This is a genomic window from Mycolicibacillus trivialis (assembly GCF_002102395.1).
GTDB lineage: Bacteria > Actinomycetota > Actinomycetes > Mycobacteriales > Mycobacteriaceae > Mycobacterium > Mycobacterium triviale.
The window spans coordinates 20,311-38,575 of the sequence record NZ_LQPZ01000014.1 but is presented as its reverse complement, the minus strand read 5'-3'; the positions used below and the strand labels follow the sequence as shown (position 1 = coordinate 38,575).

Annotated in this window: 16 protein-coding genes, 2 tRNA genes and 1 other RNA gene; 6 read left to right on the top strand and 13 right to left on the bottom strand. The window is 70.5% G+C overall.

Annotated features, from left to right (window positions below):
• From AWC30_RS05575 to ffs, 3 genes are all read right to left on the bottom strand, one after another.
• The coding region (locus AWC30_RS05575; RefSeq protein WP_133053659.1) for a DNA polymerase III subunits gamma/tau at positions 1 to 1,260 on the bottom strand (1,260 nt) is incomplete at its 3' end.
• Positions 1,261 to 1,485: 225 nt separating this feature from the next.
• A complete protein-coding gene (locus AWC30_RS05570) occupies positions 1,486 to 2,757 on the bottom strand; it encodes an aspartate aminotransferase type Ic (protein ID WP_085109210.1) in 1,272 nt (423 codons plus the stop codon).
• Between the two features lie 48 nt (positions 2,758 to 2,805).
• Positions 2,806 to 2,900, bottom strand: an RNA gene (ffs, locus tag AWC30_RS05565) — signal recognition particle sRNA small type.
• 101 nt (positions 2,901 to 3,001) lie between these two features.
• Between ffs and AWC30_RS05560 the strand changes: the two genes are divergently transcribed.
• A tRNA-Ser gene (locus tag AWC30_RS05560) sits at positions 3,002 to 3,087 on the top strand.
• 92 nt (positions 3,088 to 3,179) lie between these two features.
• Complete coding sequence (gene lucA / locus AWC30_RS05555) at positions 3,180 to 3,977, top strand: lipid uptake coordinator LucA (protein WP_085109209.1); 798 nt, start codon at positions 3,180 to 3,182, stop codon at positions 3,975 to 3,977.
• Here lucA and AWC30_RS05550 read toward each other — a convergent pair.
• The 5 genes from AWC30_RS05550 to AWC30_RS05530 all read right to left on the bottom strand — a co-directional run bounded on the left by AWC30_RS05550 (position 3,974) and on the right by AWC30_RS05530 (position 10,017).
• Positions 3,974 to 4,597 carry a TetR/AcrR family transcriptional regulator gene (locus AWC30_RS05550; RefSeq protein WP_165756441.1) on the bottom strand — a complete coding sequence of 208 codons (624 nt, stop codon included), beginning with the start codon at positions 4,595 to 4,597 and terminating at the stop codon, positions 3,974 to 3,976. The two genes, lucA and AWC30_RS05550, sit on opposite strands and share 4 nt — an antisense overlap.
• A complete protein-coding gene (locus AWC30_RS05545) occupies positions 4,594 to 7,437 on the bottom strand; it encodes an MMPL/RND family transporter (protein ID WP_133053658.1) in 2,844 nt (947 codons plus the stop codon). Before AWC30_RS05545 ends, AWC30_RS05550 begins: the two co-directional genes overlap by 4 nt.
• Positions 7,434 to 7,880 (bottom strand): MmpS family transport accessory protein, encoded by a 447-nt coding sequence (locus AWC30_RS05540; RefSeq protein WP_133053657.1) that lies wholly within the window; start codon positions 7,878 to 7,880, stop codon positions 7,434 to 7,436. The genes AWC30_RS05545 and AWC30_RS05540 overlap by 4 nt, the downstream gene beginning before the upstream one ends.
• A 66-nt stretch (positions 7,881 to 7,946) precedes the next feature.
• Entirely contained in the window at positions 7,947 to 8,975 is a 1,029-nt protein-coding gene (gene ligD / locus AWC30_RS05535) for a non-homologous end-joining DNA ligase (protein WP_085109205.1), read from the bottom strand.
• Between the two features lies 1 nt (position 8,976).
• Entirely contained in the window at positions 8,977 to 10,017 is a 1,041-nt protein-coding gene (locus tag AWC30_RS05530) for an ATP-dependent DNA ligase (protein ID WP_085109204.1), read from the bottom strand.
• A gap of 96 nt (positions 10,018 to 10,113) precedes the next feature.
• Here AWC30_RS05530 and AWC30_RS05525 point away from each other — a divergent pair, with 96 nt between their 5' ends.
• The 3 genes from AWC30_RS05525 to AWC30_RS05515 are packed head-to-tail and all read left to right on the top strand — an operon-like array spanning position 10,114 to position 12,242.
• The gene (locus tag AWC30_RS05525; protein WP_085109203.1) at positions 10,114 to 10,500 is read left to right on the top strand and encodes a DUF6394 family protein; all 387 of its coding nucleotides are present in this window, start codon (positions 10,114 to 10,116) and stop codon (positions 10,498 to 10,500) included.
• Between the two features lie 3 nt (positions 10,501 to 10,503).
• Complete coding sequence (locus AWC30_RS18170) at positions 10,504 to 11,193, top strand: NAD-binding protein (protein WP_085109202.1); 690 nt, start codon at positions 10,504 to 10,506, stop codon at positions 11,191 to 11,193.
• Positions 11,148 to 12,242 carry a potassium channel family protein gene (locus AWC30_RS05515; protein ID WP_264000479.1) on the top strand — a complete coding sequence of 365 codons (1,095 nt, stop codon included), beginning with the start codon at positions 11,148 to 11,150 and terminating at the stop codon, positions 12,240 to 12,242. Before AWC30_RS18170 ends, AWC30_RS05515 begins: the two co-directional genes overlap by 46 nt.
• A gap of 4 nt (positions 12,243 to 12,246) precedes the next feature.
• Here AWC30_RS05515 and AWC30_RS05510 read toward each other — a convergent pair whose 3' ends face one another.
• The 4 genes from AWC30_RS05510 to AWC30_RS17735 form a co-directional block, all read right to left on the bottom strand.
• A complete protein-coding gene (locus AWC30_RS05510; protein ID WP_109561943.1) occupies positions 12,247 to 14,199 on the bottom strand; it encodes an acyltransferase family protein in 1,953 nt (650 codons plus the stop codon).
• 336 nt (positions 14,200 to 14,535) lie between these two features.
• Entirely contained in the window at positions 14,536 to 15,003 is a 468-nt protein-coding gene (locus AWC30_RS05505) for an NUDIX hydrolase (RefSeq protein ID WP_085109200.1), read from the bottom strand.
• Positions 15,004 to 15,010: 7 nt separating this feature from the next.
• Positions 15,011 to 16,363, bottom strand: a complete 1,353-nt coding sequence (locus AWC30_RS05500; protein ID WP_085109199.1) for a WS/DGAT/MGAT family O-acyltransferase — start codon at positions 16,361 to 16,363, stop codon at positions 15,011 to 15,013.
• A 53-nt stretch (positions 16,364 to 16,416) separates the two neighbouring features.
• Positions 16,417 to 16,854, bottom strand: a complete 438-nt coding sequence (locus AWC30_RS17735; RefSeq protein ID WP_165756440.1) for a hypothetical protein — start codon at positions 16,852 to 16,854, stop codon at positions 16,417 to 16,419.
• A gap of 401 nt (positions 16,855 to 17,255) precedes the next feature.
• Between AWC30_RS17735 and AWC30_RS05490 the strand changes: the two genes are divergently transcribed.
• Complete coding sequence (locus AWC30_RS05490) at positions 17,256 to 18,137, top strand: L,D-transpeptidase (protein ID WP_085109198.1); 882 nt, start codon at positions 17,256 to 17,258, stop codon at positions 18,135 to 18,137.
• Between the two features lie 22 nt (positions 18,138 to 18,159).
• Here the strand turns inward: AWC30_RS05490 and AWC30_RS05485 are convergent.
• A tRNA-Ser gene (locus AWC30_RS05485) sits at positions 18,160 to 18,250 on the bottom strand.
• Positions 18,251 to 18,265: the final 15 nt, after the last annotated feature.

The window sequence follows — 18,265 nt, the reverse complement described above, 5'->3', positions numbered from 1 at the left end:
TCTCTGCGCGCTCTCGGCCGCGCGGGAGGGCCGGGTGAACTGCCGGCCGGTGGTCGGGGCGGGGCCGGCGGGCTGCCCCTCGGCCGGGATCGACATCTCCAGGCGGGTCTCGATCCGCTCGATCCGCTGCAGCAGGGCCGCCTCGGTGTCGGCCGCCGACGGCAGCAGCAGCCGCGCGCAGATCACCTCCAGCAGCAGCCGCGGGGCGGTGGCCCCGCGCATCTCCCCCAGTCCGGCCTGCACCACCTCGGCGTAGCGGGTCAGCGTGCCCATCCCGATCCGGGCGGCCTGCTCGCGCATCCGTTCCAGCACGTCCTCGGGGGCGTCGACCACACCCTTGGCGGCCGCGTCCGGGACGGCCTGCAACACGATCAGGTCCCGGAACCGTTCCAGCAGGTCGGTGGCGAACCGGCGCGGATCGTGCCCGGCGTCGATCACCGACTCGATCGCGCCGAAGACGTTGGCGGCGTCCCCGGCGGCCAGCGCGTCGACCGCGTCGTCGATGAGCGCCGCGTCGGTGGCACCCAACAGGCCCAGCGCCCGCTGGTAGGTGACCCGGCTGCCGTCGTCGCCGGACTCCGACCCGGCCAGCAACTGGTCGAGCACCGACAGCGTGTCACGCGGGGAGCCCCCGCCGGCCCGAATCACCAGCGGGTAGACCGCGTCGTCGATGCGGACGTTCTCCTGCGCGCAGATCCGGTCGACCAGCTCACGCATGGTGCGCGGCGCCAGCAGCCGGAACGGGTAGTGGTGGGTGCGCGAGCGGATGGTCGGCAGCACCTTCTCCGGCTCGGTGGTGGCGAACACGAAGATCAGGTGGTCGGGTGGCTCCTCGACGATCTTGAGCAGGGCGTTGAAGCCGGCGGTGGTGACCATGTGGGCTTCGTCGACGATGAAGATGCGGTAGCGGGATTGGGCCGGGGCGTAGAAGGCGCGGTCCCGCAGCTCGCGGGTGTCGTCGACACCGCCGTGGCTGGCGGCGTCGAGTTCGACCACGTCGATGCTGCCGCTGCCGTTGGGTGCCAGCGCGACGCAGGAGTCGCACTCCCCGCACGGGGTCGGGGTGGGTCCGGCGGCGCAGTTCAGCGAGCGCGCCAGGATGCGCGCCGAGGAGGTCTTGCCGCAGCCGCGCGGGCCGGAAAACAGGTAAGCGTGGTTGATCCGACCGGAGCTCAGCGCCGTCGACAGCGGTTCGGTGACGTGTTCCTGCCCCACCACCTCGGCGAAGGTAGCCGGTCGGTACTTGCGGTAGAGGGCCACGTCAGAAGGCTACCCAGCCGGGCTGACCCCGCCGACCCACAGGGTTGTCGTCGGCTGCGGCACGCGAGTGAAGTTCCACGGCGCGCGAGTGAAGCTCTACGGCGCTCGAGTGAAGCTCCAGGGCGATGGAATCGCGATCTGAGCGCCCTGAGGCTTCACTCGCGGTCGTAGCGGCGCGGGTAGGGCGCGGGATGGGAGCGCGAAGTCCGGCGAGGGCCTGCGCGCTCAGCTCACCAATGATTCGGTGGCGGCCAGCAGCGCGCAGGTCGCCAGCCCGTCGATCGCCTCCCGCAGATCCGGCAGCGACGGGAAGGTCGGGGCGATGCGGATGTTGGTGTCGTCGGGGTCGCGGCGGTAGGGGAACGACGCGCCCGCCTCGGTGACCGCGATCCCGGCGTCCTTGGCCAACGCCACCGTGCGCCGCGCGGTGCCGGGCAGCACGTCGAGGCTGACGAAGTACCCGCCGCTCGGCCGGGTCCACGAGGCGATCTTGGCGTCGCCGAGTCGCTCCTCGAGGATCTCCTGCACCAGTGCGAACTTGGGGGCGAGGATCTCGCGGTGGCGCATCATGTGCAGCCGCACCCCGTCGGCGTCGCCGAAGAAACGCAGGTGGCGCAGCTGGTTGACCTTGTCGGGCCCGATCGTCTTCTTCGCGGCGTACTGCAGATACCAGGCGATGTTGCCCAGCGAGCCGCCGTAGAAGCTCACCCCGGCCCCGGCGAAGGTGATCTTGGAGGTGGAGGCGAACACGTGCGGGCGGTTGGCGTTGCCTGCCGCTTCGGCCAGGCCGAGCACGTCGACCTGGCGGGGGAACTCGGTGGTCAGGGTGTGCACCGCGTAGGCGTTGTCCCAGAACAGCCGGAAGTCGGGGGCGGCGGCGCGCATCTGCGTCAGCCGGCGCACGGTCTCCCAGGAGTAGGTGACCCCGGTGGGGTTGCCGAACACCGGCACCGCCCACATGCCCTTGATGGCGGGATCGGCGGCGACGAGTTCCTCGATCAGGTCGACGTCGGGGCCGTCGTCGCGCATCGGGACGGTCACCATCTCGATGCCCAGCGTTTCGGTGATCGCGAAGTGCCGGTCGTAGCCGGGGGCCGGGCACAAGAACTTGACGACCGGCTCGTCCCGCCACGGCCGCGGCGAATCCGGCCCGCCGTGCAGCATCGAATAGGCGACCACGTCGTGCATGAGTTCGAGGCTGGCGTTGTTGCCCGCGATCAGGTGGGCGACCGGGATGTGCAGCAGTTCGCCGAAGATGGCGCGCAGTTCGGGCAGCCCGTGCAGACCGCCGTAGTTGCGGGTGTCGGTGCCGTCCCCGTCGCGGTAGTCCTCGCCGGGCAGGCTCAGCAGCGCGTTGGACAAGTCGAGTTGCTCGGGGGCGGGCTTGCCGCGGGTGAGGTCCAGTGCCAGCTTCTTGGCCTGCAGATCCGCGTAGTCCTGCTCGTGGCGGCCGTGCCGCGCCGCGAGTTCGTCGGGACTGAGCGAACTGAACGCCACCTTGCACCTCTCACCTTGGGTTACGCACCTGGGATACCGCGGCTCCGGCGTAGGGGACCCCGCGCACCCGCCAGAGCCCGTTGACCCTTGCTGCCTTCCGGCCCTGGGGGAGTTCACAGGATGGACGCCGCGCGGGGTCCTCAGCCGAGTGTAGTACCCGTGGTCACGGCGGCCGGGAACCCGCCCGTCGGCGCCCGCCTCGCCCGGTCGGGCCGCGGCGGGAGTCTCCGATAGAATGTCCCGCGGAGGATTCGCCTAGTGGCCTATGGCGCTCGCCTGGAACGCGGGTTGGGTTAATAGCCCTCGCGGGTTCAAATCCCGCATCCTCCGCGCGAGTCTGAGGGCGGCCAAACGGTGTAGATGCGGTTTGGCCGCCCTCAGCCTGACTCGAACAGACGCGAACAGATCCGGCAGGAGGAGCCTTGGGACGCCTCACCGTGGTGCTCGCCCACGCGCTGTCCTCGCTGGCCGCCGCGGCGTTGTTCTTCCTGTTCGTGCTGCCCCGCTGGTGGGAGTTGGCCGGCAGCGTCGTTCCGACCTGGGGCACGGTGCTGCGCATCCTCACCGGGCTGGTGGTGGCGCTGGCGGCAGTGCCCGTGCTGCTCAGCCTGCTGCGCGCGCGCAGGCCCGAGTTCGGCACCCCGCAGCTGGCGTTGACCCTGCGCAGCGTGTCGATCGGCGGTCATGTGCTGGCCGCCGTGGTGATCATCGGAACCGCGGTCAGCGAGATCTGGCTCTCCCTCGACGACGCCGGCCAGTGGCTGTTCGGCCTCTACGGCGCGGCCGCCGCGATCGCCGTGCTGGGCATCGCCGCGTTCTACCTGTCCCTGCTGGCCGAACGACCGGCCCCGCCGCCCAAGCCGATCAAGCCCAAGGCGCCGCGGCAGTGGCGGCGCCGTAGGGCCGTGGCCGGCGCGGCGCAGGCGGAGACGACCGAGGAAGCGGCGGGTCCGCACGAGAACACCGAGCCCGCGACGACCGAGCTCGACGCGACCGCGGAAGCCGACGCCGCGGCACCGGACGCGGACACCGTGGTGGCCGAGATCGACACGGCCACCGACACCGACACCGAGGCGACAAGCGAGACCGAGACCGAGACCGACACGGCCACCGAGAGCACCGAAGCCGCGCCGACCGGCGGGCTGCGCAACCGCCGCCCCACCGGCAAGGGCGCTCGACAGCGTCGCCGCACCCGCGGCGGGCACGCCGGCGCGGATTAACGCGGCGGCGCCAACGGGCCGGCGAGGGTAGGCGCCGGCGCCTGCAGCACCGGCAGCAGGAAGCACCGCGCCCAATCCTCCGGCCCGCCCGGACGGTCGAGGTCCACCGACGGAGGCGGAGCGAGCACCAGCACCATCATCATCCGCACCGCGAACTCTCCGACCACCTCCGGCGGCAAGTGCTCCGGCAGGTCATCGGGGCGCAGCAGCTCTTCGGCGACAGCCCGCCCACGGGCCAACGTCGGGGTGGCCCCGACGATGTGCGGTACCAGTGCCTGCGGGTTCAGCTGCAGCACCGCCTGCAGGATGGTGTTGGCCTTGATCAGCCGGTAGGCGTGGGCGAAACCGCGCACGGCCCGCTCCTCCACGCTGTCGTAGCAGTTGACCACCTCCCGCAGCGAGGCCGCCATCTCGGTGATCTCGTGATCCATCGCCGCGTCGATCAACGCCTGTTTGCCCGGGAAGTGCAGATACAGCGTGGCGCGGGCGATGCGCGCGCGTTTGGCGACCTCGTTCATCGACAGCCGCAGCAGCCCGGTCTCGGCGGCCCAGTCCAAGGTGGTGCGCAGAATCTTCTGCCGGGTCCGGGAATCGGCCCCGCCCGCCGCGTCACGGCTCACGGCACCGCCGGGGTGGCGACCGGGGCCAGCACCTTCCGGCGGGGCAGCGGCCACCAGAACCAGATGCCCAGCCGCGACGCGATCGCCGGGACAATCACTGCGCGCACAATGAACGTGTCTACCAGCAATCCCATCCCGACTGTGGAACCGAGCTGCATGATGTTGGTCATGGTGCTGCCCAGCATGGCGAACATGGTGCTGGCGAAGACCACGCCGGCGATGGTGACCACACTGCCGGTTCCCCCGAACGCCCGGATGATGCCGGTGTGCAGGCCGCCGGAGGCTTCGTCACGCATCCGGGCGGTGAACAGCAGGTTGTAGTCGGAGCCGACGGCAACCAGCGCGATGAACGCCAGCGCGGGCACCGCCCAGTGCAACTCGATGCCGAGCAGATGCTGCCAGACCAGCACCGAGACCCCGACCGCCGATGCGTAGGACAGCGCGACCGTGGTCACCACGGTCAGGGCGGCCACCAGCGAGCGCAGCACCACCAGAACCACCGAGAACACCAACAGCATCGTGACGATGACCAACACCTTGAAGTCGCGGGCCATGATCTGCTGCACGTCGGCGAAGGTCGCACCGATCCCGCCGACCTGCACCACCGCCCCGTCCAGCCGGCCGCCCGCGATCACGTCGCGGGCCGTCTGCTCAAGCCCGCGCGCCCGGTCGATGCCGGTCTGCCCGAACGCCGAGGTGTTGCCGTACACCAGCAGCCGGGTCATTTTGCCGTCCGGGGAGAACATCGCCTCGATCGCCACCGCGAAGCGTGGATCGTCGAAGACCTGCTGGGGCAGATAGAAGATGCCGGACTCGTCGGTGCCGTAGTTGCGGCCGATCTCCTGCAGATAGTCGGTGGCGGCCGCCAACTCCGGGGTGAGCATCTCCAGGGTCCCGGTGGTCCGGTGCAACACCGTCTGCAGACCGGTGATCTGCTCGCGCATGGCGCCGACGTCACCGAGTGCGGCGCGCAGCGCCGCGACGGTGCGGTCGGTGCCGTCGGCCACCCGATCGGCCCCTGCGGCGGCGGTGCCCACCCCCTCCAGTGCTGCGGGCAACGGTGAGCTGTCGAACGCCGTGACCGCCGTCTGTGCTGCGCTGCACAGCAGATCGGCGCCGCAGTCGGGATGGTCGGCGACTTGGCGGCGTAGCGGGTCGACCGCGGCGATCACCTCGTCGGCGCTGCGCCGGATGGCGTCGACCCCGTCGACGGTGCGGTTCACGTCGCTGCCGGTGGCGGCGATCTGGTCGCCGACCCGGTCAAAATCGTGCTCGAGGGTGTCGAGTGCGCCGGCCATCGCGGTCAGGTTCGCATCGACAGTGTTCAGATCGGTGACCCGCTCACCGAGCAGCGCGGTGTCCTGCTCCAGCCGGGCGCCCATCACCCCGGCCTGGTTCACCAGCAGCGATTCGGCGAGCAGATGCCCGGTGGGCCGCGAGATCGACAGCACCGAGTCCACGTCGGGGCGTTTGGCCAGCGCACGGCTGACCTCCTCGATCGCCACTGTGTCCGACGGGTTGCGCATGTCGTGATCGGCGTGGATGGTCACAAAATCGGGGCTGGCCTGATTGTTCGGGAAGTGCTCTTCCAACTCCGCCATCGCCTGCACGCTGGGGGTGTCGGCCGGTTGGACCGCGATCTCGTTGAACGACAGCACGAGCGACGGCAGGGTCGATGTCAGCACTGCCAGCACGGCGGTGGCCGCGATGAATGTCGGCACCGGCCAGCGCACGACGGCGGTGCCGATGCGCCGCCACCGCCGTTCCCGTTCGGTGCCGACGACCGGGTCGAGATAGCCGCGGCGGCCCGCCACGGTCACCAGCGCCGGTGTCAGGGTCAACGCGGCGGCCAGCCCGATCAGGATGCTCAGCGCACAGGGGATCCCGGCGGTGTTCAACACCGAGATCTGGGTGAACACCAGGCACGCGCAGGCCCCGGCGATGGTGAGCCCGGACGCGACGATGACATGGTTGACCCGCCGGTAGGCGGTGTCGTAAGCCTGGTGTCGGCTCTGGCCGTTCCGGATCGCCTCGTGGTAGCGGCCGAGGAAGAAAATCGCATAATCCACCCCGGCGCCGAGCATCAGCGCCGCCGACATCGCCAGGGCGAACAGCGACACCTGAATCACTTGGTGCTCCCCGAGCAGGGCGACCACCGGCCGGGCCACCAGCAGACCGAGACCGACCGAGACCAGTGGCAGCAGCGCGGTGATCAGCGAGCGGTACACCGCCAGCAGCACAGTGAGGATGATCACCGACCCGATCACCGACACCACGAACGCGTCGCGGGCGCCGGTAACGAATTCGTCGGCGAGCACCGCCGGGGGCCCGGTGACGAACGCCCGCACCCCCGCCGGCGGGCTGGTGGCGCCGACGATCTGTTCGACCCGGTCGATGGCCTCGAACGATCGGGTCTCACCCATGTCGCCCTGCAGCCACAGCTGGGTGTAGACCATGCGGCCGTCGGCGCTCTCGCTGGCCGCCGCGCTCACCGGGTCCGACCACAGGTCCCGGACGGTGTCTACCAGCGGCTCCGCCCGCAGGTCGCTGACCAGATCTCGGTAGTAGTCGCGGGCGTCGGCGCCGAGTTCGTCGTCACCGAGGAGCGCGACGTAGACGACGTTGTTGCTGGTGCCCTCCTCGAAGGTGCGGGCCATGTCGGTCAACGCGGTCGATGAGCGCAAATCGGACGGCACGAACGGCGGCGAGTTCTCGGCCACCACCTGCTCCAGCTGCGGCACCAGCACGTTGAGCGCGCCGGCGAGCAGCACCCAGCCGACGATGATCGGCACGGCGAATCGGCGGATCAGCTCCGGGAACCGCGCCAGGGCCGCGCTCACGCGGACACCACGCTGCACAGCACGACCCCGGAGCCCGGGCTGCTGGCCTGCCGGTCCCGGCGCTGCCCGTCGACCGACAGGGTGCAGCTGACCGCGCCGCCGCCGGTGGTCGCCACGCTGACGCTGGCCGGGCGCATCGGACTGGACAATTTAACTGTTTGCGTCCACGGCAGGTGGACCTCGGCTGTGACCAGTTCGCCGGCGGCGCCGAGGTAGTGGACCCGGGCGGACCCCGCACCGTCGGCCGCATAGGTCACCGCGGGCCGCCCCAGCGCGAGGGTCGGCTTCGCGGCGCGCACCTGCAGTTCCTCGGGGTCGACGACGGCGGCGTGCGGCGTTCGCATCGCCACGAGCAGCGCGGCCCCCAGGGCGGCGACCACCACGGCGGGCACCCACAGCCGCGCCGGGCGCAGCAGCATCCGGTACTGCTGGCGAATATCCACACCGACCTCCGATATACAGTTTCGATGAACTGTCTATCACGAGGGTGCGGCGTTGAGAAGGCCTCGCTAGGGTTCGCGCCGGTCGGCATCCCGACTCGGCTGCACCCGCTTGGGCTCACCGGGCATCTTGGGGTAGTTCGGCGGGTAGGGCAGATCTCCCAGACCGCGCTCGGCGTCGGCGTCGGCCATCTCCAGCAGGACCGCCAGCGACTGCCGGCTCTGTCCCATCGACGCCCACGGGTCCTCGCGGCCGGCGACCAGGTCGGGGACCGTGGTCATGGTGTAGTCGTCGGGGCTGTCGGCGTCGGCCAACTCCGGCCAGCTCAGCGGGGTGGAGACGGTGGCGATCGGGGTGGCCCGCACCGAGTAGGGCGCGGCGGTGGTGCGGTCGCGGGCGTTCTGGTTGAAGTCGATGAAGATCCGTTTGCCCCGCTCTTCCTTCCACCACGATGCGGTGACCCGGTCGGGGGCGCGGCGTTCCAGTTCGCGGGCCAGCGCGATCCCGGCTCGGCGCACCGTCACGAAATCCCAGTCCGGGCGGATCGGCAGGTAGACGTGGACGCCCCGGCCGCCGGAGGTCTTCGGGTAGCCGACCAGGCCGAGCTCATCGAGCAGCGGCGCCAGCACGTCGACCGCCACGGCGCGGGCCTCGGCGAATCCGGTGCCCGGCTGCGGATCCAGGTCCACGCGCAGTTCGTCGGGATGGTCGGTGTCGGTGCACCGCACCGGCCAGGGATGGAAGGTGACGGTGCTCATCTGCGCCGCCCACACGATCGAGGCGGCCGAGGTCACCCGCAGTACGGCGGCGGTGCGGCCGGACGGGAACGTCACCGTGCAGGTCTGCAGATAGTCGGGGTAGCCGCGCGGAATACGTTTCTGGTAGACGGCCTCACCGTCGATGCCGTCCGGGAAGCGTTGCAGGTGGGTGGGCCGGTCGGCCATCGGCGCGAACATCGGGCCCAGTGCCACGGCGCGGTAGTACTCGGCCAGTCGGCGTTTGGTGCCCGCCTCACCCAGCCGCGGGAAGTAGCAGCGGTCCGGGTGGGTGAGCCGCACCGCGATCCCGTCGACGTCGATCTCCTCGGCGGTTGCCATCTCAGCCCTGCAATACGTCGGCCAGGTCGTAGCGCAGCGGGGTGTCCAGTTGCGCGAAGGTGCAGCTGCTCGGGTCGCGGTCGGGTCGCCAGCGCAGGAACTTCACCGTGTGCCGGAACCGCTCGCCTTCCATCTGGTCGTAGGCGACCTCGGCGACGCGCTCGGGGCGGATCGGGATCCACCGCTTGTCCGCCGCGGAGTTCCACCGGCTGGGCTCGCCCTCGCGCACCACGTCGGGGCCCACACGCAGCGGTTCCACCTCATCGAGCAGCCGCCGGCGTTGCGCGGTGGTGAACGACGCCGCCCCGCCGACCATCTGCAACTCCCCGTCGTCGTTGTACAAGCCCAGCAGCAACGAGCCCAGGCCGGCACCGCTTTTGTGGACGCGGTAACCCATCACCACGCAGTCGGCGTCGCGGTGGTGTTTGACCTTGACCATGTCGCGTTTTCCCGCCAGGTAAGCCCCGTCGCGGCGTTTGGCGACCACCCCGTCCAGCCCGGCGCCCTCGAAGGTGGTCAACCAGTGCGCGGCGACCTCCGGATCCTCGGTGGCACCGGTGAGGTGACAAAACCGTTGCGGGGACAGCAGTTCGGCCAAGACCGTCGCCCGGGTGGTGAACGGCTCGCCCATCACGTCGTCGGTGCCGGTGGCCAGCGCGTCGAAGGCGATGAAATGCGCCGGAGTCTGCTCGGCGAGCAATCGCACCCGGCTCTGCGCCGGGTGGATGCGCTGGCTCAGCGCCTCCCAGTCCAGCCGGGTGCGTCCGCCGATCGGCCGTGGCACCACGATCTCACCGTCGAGCACACAGCGCGCCGTCGTTTCGACGCGAACCGCATCGAGCAGGTCCGGGAAGTAGCGGCCCAAGTCCTTGCCGGTCCGCGACTGCAGCACCACCTCGTCGTGGTCCCGAAACACCAACGCGCGGAAGCCGTCCCACTTCGGTTGATAACACCACACGCCAGGTTCGGCCGGCACCGACTGCACCGCTTTGGCCAGCATCGGCTCCACCGGCGGCACGACGGGCAGGTCCACGTCACCCATTGTGGCCGAAAGCCTGCCCGCGTGCGCCCAGGTCGGCGACCCGCCCGTCACGTTCGTTTGCGTACCGGACGGGCTCGGGACCGTTAGGCTGCCGTCGTGAACCTCGAGAAGGTGGTTTTCGGTTTCTTCGTCCTGCTGGCGGCGACACTGAACTTCGGCTTCTTCGTCGGCGACATCGGCGATCCGATCGTGCACAACCCCTGGGAGTTGTTCCTGGCCCTGGTCGTGGCCTTCATCACCACGATTTTGAAGTTCGGCGACCGCACCCAGCTGGGCGCCGTACACCTGTCGACCAGCCTGGTCGCGCTGCTCCAGTTGGCCGCCGCGGCGGCGATGTGGGTCTACTACACGCAGGTCTCGGTGCACGGCCTGGACCAGCACGCCACCGCCAGCGTGGTCTCGCTGTCCGGCGGGGCACTGCTGGCCAACGTCGTCTCGGTCACCCTGCTCGTCGTCGAGACGGCTTCGTTCCGGCGCCGTTAGCCGATGCCCAATCCGGTCCACCTGTACACGTTCTGGTCGCGACGCCGGACGCGGTCACGGCGCAAACCGGTGCCGGTGCCCACCACGGTGCCCACCACCGATGTCATCTTCTTGTTCATGCGCCGGATGCGCGCACCGTTCATCGTGGTCATCACGATGTTCAGCATCTGCACCACCGGGCTGATGCTGATGCCCGGCGTCGACGCGCAGGGCAACCCGTACCGACTGTCGGTCTTCGACGCCTTCTACCAGATGACGATCACCTTGACCACGGTCGGTTACAGCGAAGTGCCGCATGCGTTCAGCTACCCGCAGCGGATGTGGCTGTCGATGTCGATCTACCTGGTGGTGATCAGCTGGGCGTACGCGATCGGGGTGTTCTTCTCGGTCATCAACGACACCGCCTTCCAGGACGCGTTGGCGGCTCAGCGGTTCCGCCGCCATGTGCGCCGCCTGGTCGACCCGTTCGTCATCATCGCCGGTTACGGGCAGGCCGGACGGGTGGTCGGCTCCGAACTCGACCAGCGCGGCCACCGGTTCGTGGTCATCGACAAGCAGGAATCCCGGGTCCGTCGGTCGTCGGTGAGCAGCTCAGCTTCGATGTCCCGGCGGTGGAGGGGGATTGCTCGGTACCGGCGATGCTGGGTATGGCGGGGTTGGGCCACCGCGACTGCGAGGGCGTCCTGGCCCTGACCGATGACGACGACGCCAACCTGGCCGCGGTGATGACGGTGGCGATGCTGCGCCCGGAGGTGCCGGTGCTGGCCCGCTGCACCGACGCGCGGGTCGCGAACCGCATCGCGCATTTCGCGCCCGCGGCGGTGGTCAACCCGAGCGACCGGTTCGGGGAGTACCTGACCCTGTCGATCCACCGGCCGATCAACCATCAATTGCTGCGCTGGCTGATGGACAACGACGAGGAGCGCCTCCCGCCGCTGCGGCGCGGGTTGGCCGCCGGACGCTGGGTGGTCTGCGCCGACCCAGAGTTCGGCCGTGAGGTCGTCGCCGATCTCGCGGCCAGCGGCCTCGCCGTGACCCTCGCCGACCCGGACAGCGGCGATCCCGACGTGACCGACGCCGTCGGCCTCATCGCCGCCACCCGCGACGACACCGTCAACATCGCGATGGCCGAGCAGGCCCGGCTGGCCAACCCCGATATCTACCTGGTGGTCCGGCAGGCCACTACCACCAAGAAAGCGCTGCTCGACGCCGTAGCGATCGATTCGGTGTACATCGCCACCGAGTTGGTCGCCCGGGAGGTCCTGGCTCGCGTGCTGACCCCGGTGTTCTGGAGCTTCGTCGACCACGCGTTCAGCCAGGACGAGCGGTGGGCCGCCGCGGTCCGCGACCACCTGGTCGAACACTGCGGACAACGCACTCCCGAGCGCGACGTCGTGACCCTGTCCGCGCGCCGGGCCCCGGCGATCGCCGACTGGTTGCGGCGCGGGGAGATCCTCACCCTGCGCGACGTGCTGCGCCGCCCCGACGACCGGTCGGCGACGCTGCCACTGGTGCCGCTGGTGCTGCTGCGCGACGGGACGGCCCACTTCATGCCCGACATCGGCACGACGCTGGCCGTCGATGACCAGATCCTGTTGGTCGGCAAGCCCGAGGGGCTCGCGCAGGTCAGCGAGATCTGCCACTACCCGTCCACGGTGGAGTACCTGGCCACCGGCCGCAACGTTCCGTTGACCTGGGTGTGGGCCCGGCTGACCGGGCGGCGCCGCGCCAAATCCTGCTGAGCGCTCAACGCACCCCGGCGAGCAGCCACGGCGTCAGCCACGCCACCCCCTGCTGCGACAGGTGCACGCCGTCGCTGCGCACCTTGATGCCGTCGACCTTGACCGTGTAGGCGCCGTCGGGGCTGAGTTTCTTGTTCAGATCGAGCAGCGTCACGTTCGGCCGGTGCCCGACCACCTTGCGCAGCAAGGTGTTCCATTCCCGCACCCGATCCGGTTGGTCCTCGGGATAGAGAGTGCCGTCGGGTTTCTCACCGTATTTGCTGTACGGCAGCGTGGTGATCACCAGTCGGGCGCCACGACCGGTCAGCGTCGTGATCGCCCGGTTGAGCTCACCGACCAGGTACTCGTCGAACGCCCGGTCGCCGATCTGGGTCCAGCGGCCCTCGATGACCCGGTCGACGGTCTCCCAGCGGCCGATCACCAGCAACGCGACATCGGGCTGGTCGCGGGCGATCTGGCGGGCCCAGCGGTTCGGCCAGTCGTCGCATTCGGCCTTCTGGTCGAGCACCTTGCCCGAATACCGGTACGGCCCACCCCGCACGATGCTGCACCCGATGACGGTGTGGTCGACGAACGCCGTGCCCGGGGTCGGCGGCAGGTATTCCATCAGCGAGGCGCCGATCGAGTCGCCGAACACCGACACGGTGTGCGCGCGACGCGGGTCGCGGTGGACGCCGGGCGCGGCCGGAGGCGATGCGGGAACCGGCGCGGTGGCCGCCGCCGACGACACCGGCGGGGTCGCGCCCGGGCCGGTCACGGCCGGCACGACGAGCACGGTCACCGCGACCGCGGTCGCGACGGTGGCCACCGCCAGCCTCAGCAGCGGCACCTGCACCGGGCGCCAGCGCCGGATCGGCTGTTCGATCAGCCACCAGGAGGCGATCGCGGCGGCCAGCGTCACCGCGGTGCGGGCGGCGAACAGCGACATCCCGGTCCAGCCGGTGCGCTCCCCGTTGAGGATCAAAAAGATCGGCCAGTGCCACAGGTAGACGCCGTAGGAGATCGCACCGAGCGCCACCAGCGGCCGCAGCGCCAGGAGCCGGGCCACCGGGCTGCGCTGGTGCACCGCGACCGGGGCGACCACCGCGACCGCGGCCAGCGCCACCAGGGTCAGCATGCCGAACCGGAACTGCTGGGCACTGCCCGCGGCGTAGTGGGCGCCCGCGGCCAGTCCGGCCATGCCGACGATCGGCACCACGGTGGCCAGCACCGTGCCCCAGCGGGTGTGCGGCACGGCGGGCCTGCCGACCAGTGCCGGCCAGTCCTGCACCATCAGCGCCGCCGCCGCCGCACCCAGCAGCAGTGCCTGGGCGCGGGTGTCGGTGCCGAAGTAGACCCGGTCCACGCCGGTGCGTGCGGACATCAGGACCGCCGCCGTCGCCGAGGCCGCCACCCCGGTGCCGGCCACCACCAGCACCGCGAACCGGACGGTCCGCTGGCTGACCCACCGGCGGCGGCGGGCCCGGGCGGCCACCACGGCGGCCACGCCGAGTACCAGTAGTGGCCACAGGAAGTAGTACTGCTCCTCGACCCCCAGCGACCAGGTGTGCTGCAGCGGCGACGGGTTCCCGCCGCGGGTGAAGTAGTCGCTTTCCTGCATGACGAAGTTCCAGTTCGCCAGCCAGAAGAATGCGGCGACGGCGTCCTCGCGCAGGCGTTGCACCGCGTCGGGGGGGAACAGCTCGTGGGCGAACGCCACCGCCAGCACCATCACCAGCAGGGCGGGGAGCAGCCGCCGGGCCCGCCGGATCCAGAAATGCAGCAGGTCGATGCGGTCGGTGCGGTCGAGTTCCTCCAGCAGCAGCGAGGTGATCAGGAAGCCGCTGAGGACGAAGAACACGTCGACCCCGATGAAGCCGCCGGTGACGCCCGGGATGCCGCCGTGGTCGAGCAGCACCAGCGCGACCGCGATCGCCCGGATGCCGTCGAGCGCCGGGATGGCGGTGCGGGCGGTCAGCGGGCGGCGACCGGAAACCCGGCGGCCAGCAAAACGCGCCGGCTCGGCATAGCCGCCAGCCGGCGCAGCCTGGCCGGCCCCCTGACCGACGTCCTGGTTATCGCCGATACGCGCTGCCTCCTCCCTGATCGGCAGCAAAGTTTAGGCGCGTCGGGCCCGCCCGCCCGGGAGGCGCGGCCGAGGGAGGCGGGATTCTGTCGCGTGCAGGCCGCGATCGCCGTCGGCTACTCGCCGAGCGTGCAGGATCTGTCGGCGATTCCGCCGATCCGGCCCCGACACGCCGCCCACTCGGCGGAAGGCCGGGCGGGCGGGCTGCGAGGCTGCCGGGCGGGCGCGCTACCGCGCGCCGCGCAGTTCGAGCAGCCGGTCCAGGATCGGTCGCTGCCCGGGCAGCAGCTTGGTCCGCGCCGCGGCGATCGGGAACCAGCCGACGCGGTCCACTTCGGGAAACTCCCGCAGCCGTCCGGAGCCCTTCGGCCACTCCAGCTCGAAGGTGTTGCTGTGCGCGTCGCTGACGTCGAGGTCTCCGGCCACCGCGAACACGGTGATGCGTTTCCGGCTGGGCTGGACGAACTCCCCCAGGTCGACGGGCGGGCCGTCGGGCGGGGTGAGGCCGACCTCCTCGGCGAATTCGCGCCGCGCCGCGGCCCAGGGGTCCTCGCCGGGCCGGTATTCGCCCTTCGGCACCGACCAGGCGCCGTCGTCGCGGCGCGCCCAGAACGGCCCGCCGGGGTGGGCGATGAGCACCTCGAGGTGACCGTCGCGTTCTCGGTGCAGCAGCAGCGCGGCGCTCAACACCACCATCGGCGCCTCAGACCCCGACCGCGCGTTCCAGGTCCTTCAGCGCCGACTCCAGGTGCCCGAGCAGCCGCTGCAGGTGCGGCACGCTGCGCCGGCAGCCCACCAGGCCGAAGTCGAGGTTGCCCGCGGTGTTGGTCAGCGTGATGTTGAGGGCCTGGCCGTCCATCGCAATCGACAGCGGGTAGTTGCCGTCGAGCCGGGCGCCGCGCCAGTACAGCGGCTCCCGCGGGCCGGGCACGTTGGAGATCACCACGTTGAACGGCGGGGGCGCCGACGAGACGAACCCCGGTACCCCGGCCAACCCGAGCGGGGCGATGTTCACCGCGGACAGGGCCAGCGCCTGCACTCGCGGCAACTCGGCGAACACCTGCTTGTTCGCCCGCATCGAATCGCTGATCGTGGCCAGCCGCTGCGCCGGGTCGTCGACGTCGGTGGCCAGGTTGCACAGCACCGTGCCGACCATGTTGCCGCCGGCGTCGGCTTCGGCCTCGGTGCGCAGGTTCACCGGCACCATCGCGACCAGCGGCGTGTCCGGCAGCGCGTGCTGCTCCTCGAGGTAGTAGCGCAGCGCACCGGCGCACATCGCCAGGACGGCGTCGTTGACGGTGACCCCGGCAGCGTCCTTGACCCGCCTGATCCGGTCCTGCGACCACGACTGGGCGGCGCAGCGTCGTGCCCCGCCGATCTTGACGTTGAACATGGTGCGCGGCGCAGCGAACGGCAGGGTCAACTGCTGTTCGAGCAGCGCGGCACGCGCGAGCATGACCGTCGACGGTCCGAGCGCCGCGGTGGAGCGCACCAGGCCGGTGAGGGTCTGCAACCGGGACCGCTGCACGGTGACGCGCCGGCGCGGCAGATCCCACAGCGCCCGCATCCGCGGGTCGTCGGGGTCCACCGACAGCGCCCGTTGCATGAGTTTGAGCGCCGAGACGCCGTCGATCAGCGCGTGGTGGGCCTTGACGTAGACGGCGAATCGGCCGTCGTGCAAGCCCTCGATGAAGTGGGTCTCCCACAGTGGGCGGTGCCGGTCCAACAGGGCGCCGTGCTGCAGCGAGGTCAGTTCGAGCAGGTCGCGGATGCGGCCCGGCGACGGCAGCGCCACCCGGCGTACGTGGTAGTCGATGTCGACGTCGTCGTCGTAGATCCAGCCCACCGGGCTGATCCCGCCGAACAACGTGGCCGGCCGCTTGCGGAAGGTGGGCTGGAAGTCGTCGTTGGCGATCAGCGCCTCGTAGCTCTCGCGCGGGAACTCCGGGCCGGCGCCCTCCGGCGGCCGGAACAGTTGTAGACCGCCGACGTGCATGGGGTGTTCCCGCGACTCGCTGAGCAGAAAGATCGCGTCGGTGGGCGAAATGAGTTCCATGACGGCCTACTTCCCGGCTGGCGTGCGGCCACGTTAGGCCGCGCTGCCTCCAACTATGGCAGCGGTGGACCGGGCAGGACCACCAGATCCGGTGCATCCGGGTTGGTGGGCACGCCCTTGCCGGCTGGAGCCGCCGCGTCGACGACGGGTGCCGCGGCGGGGACGACCGGGGCCGCCGCCGGGGCGACCGGAACCACCGGCGCGGCAGGCACGATCGGGGCGGCCGGAACCACCGGGGCGGCCGGGACGACCGGCACGATCGGCGGACCGGGGAATCCGCCCGCCAACGGCACGACCGGTGCGTGAGGCACCGCGGCGACCGGGGCCGCCGGGCATGGCGCACCCACGGCGCTCACCACCGCACCCTCGGCGCAGACCGGGCCGCCTGCGGGTAGCGGCGCAGCCGCCCCGACCGGCGCGATCCCCAGCGCCGCAACGCCGAGTCCGGCGAGCGCACCCACGCCCGCCCACAGTCGACCCGAGAGTTTCACTGTGCTCTCCTTGATTGGCACACCACGGATTACCGCGTGATTCGCTCCACGCGCGGCAAAAACTTAGCCCGCCGCCGCCACAGCGGTCCAGACCGGGATGACATTGGTTGCCGAAACGAGACAACTCATGACCGAGGCGTTACCGCGTCGTGGGCGAACGGTGACCGAAGCCCCACCCACTCACCATGCCGCACCCCCGCCGCCATGAAGCGGTAAACTGCTGGTGGGCAACCCATTTGACGTTGTAGTGATGGACGTGCGGATCGTCAGTCGATTAACCGCAATTGCAATCAAAAATTGATCGACAATTGACGAGAAAGCAACGGCACCGGCCCTGAATTTCAACTTAATCGCCTTAACATTGACGGCGATATTCCGGCGGAAAAAGGCGGTTTCTTCGAATGTGGGCGGCGGTGCGGTCGGTGCTGGCGGTGGTCGGATTCACCGTGGCGGCCACAACATCACCGGTCTCGGCCGCCGCAGCCGCAACGCTCCCACCGATCGCCGCGGCCATCACCTCGATCCAGCCGTCCGGTGATCAGCCGGTCGGCGTCGCCCACCCGGTGGTGGTGACCTTCGACGGACCGGTGGTCGACCGCGTCGCCGCCGAACACGCCCTACGGGTGCGGTCCGTCCCCGCCATGACCGGCCGCTACGAGTGGGTCGAGGATTCGGTGGTGCACTGGCGGCCGGACGCCTTCTGGCCGGCGCACAGCACGGTGACGCTCTCGGTGGGCGGGCTGACCACCGAGTTCAAGACCGGGCCTGCCGTACTCGGCGTCGCCGACCTCACCGCGCACACCTTCACGGTCAGCGTCGACCACCTCGGGGTGACGCCCGGCCCGCCGCTGCCCGCGGCACACCACCTGCCGCACTACGGGGAGGCCGGGGTGCTGCCCGCGTCGATGGGCAAGGAGAAGTTCCCGACGCCGGTGGGCACCTACACGGTGCTGGCCAAGGACCGTTCGGTGGTCATGGACTCCAGCAGCGTCGGCATTCCGATCGACGACCCGGAGGGCTACCGGCTGACGGTGGACCACGCGGTACGGATCAGCGCGCGTGGAATCTACGTGCACTCCGCACCGTGGGCGCTGCGTTCGTTGGGCGTGGAGAACACCAGCCACGGCTGCATCAACCTCAGCCCCACCGACGCGGAGTGGTATTTCGACACGGCCAACATCGGGGACCCGGTGATCGTCATCGAGGGACCGGCCATCGAGGGGCCGGCGGACCGGGGCCCTGCCGAGCGGGAACCGGCCGCGGACGGACCGGCCGGCGAGTGACCGGCTGACCCGGCGGGTCGTATGGCGGTGGCGGTGGGATTTGAACCCACGGACGGGGGTTACCCGTCACACGCTTTCGAGGCGTGCTCCTTCGGCCGCTCGGACACGCCACCGCGGGACAGCGTAAC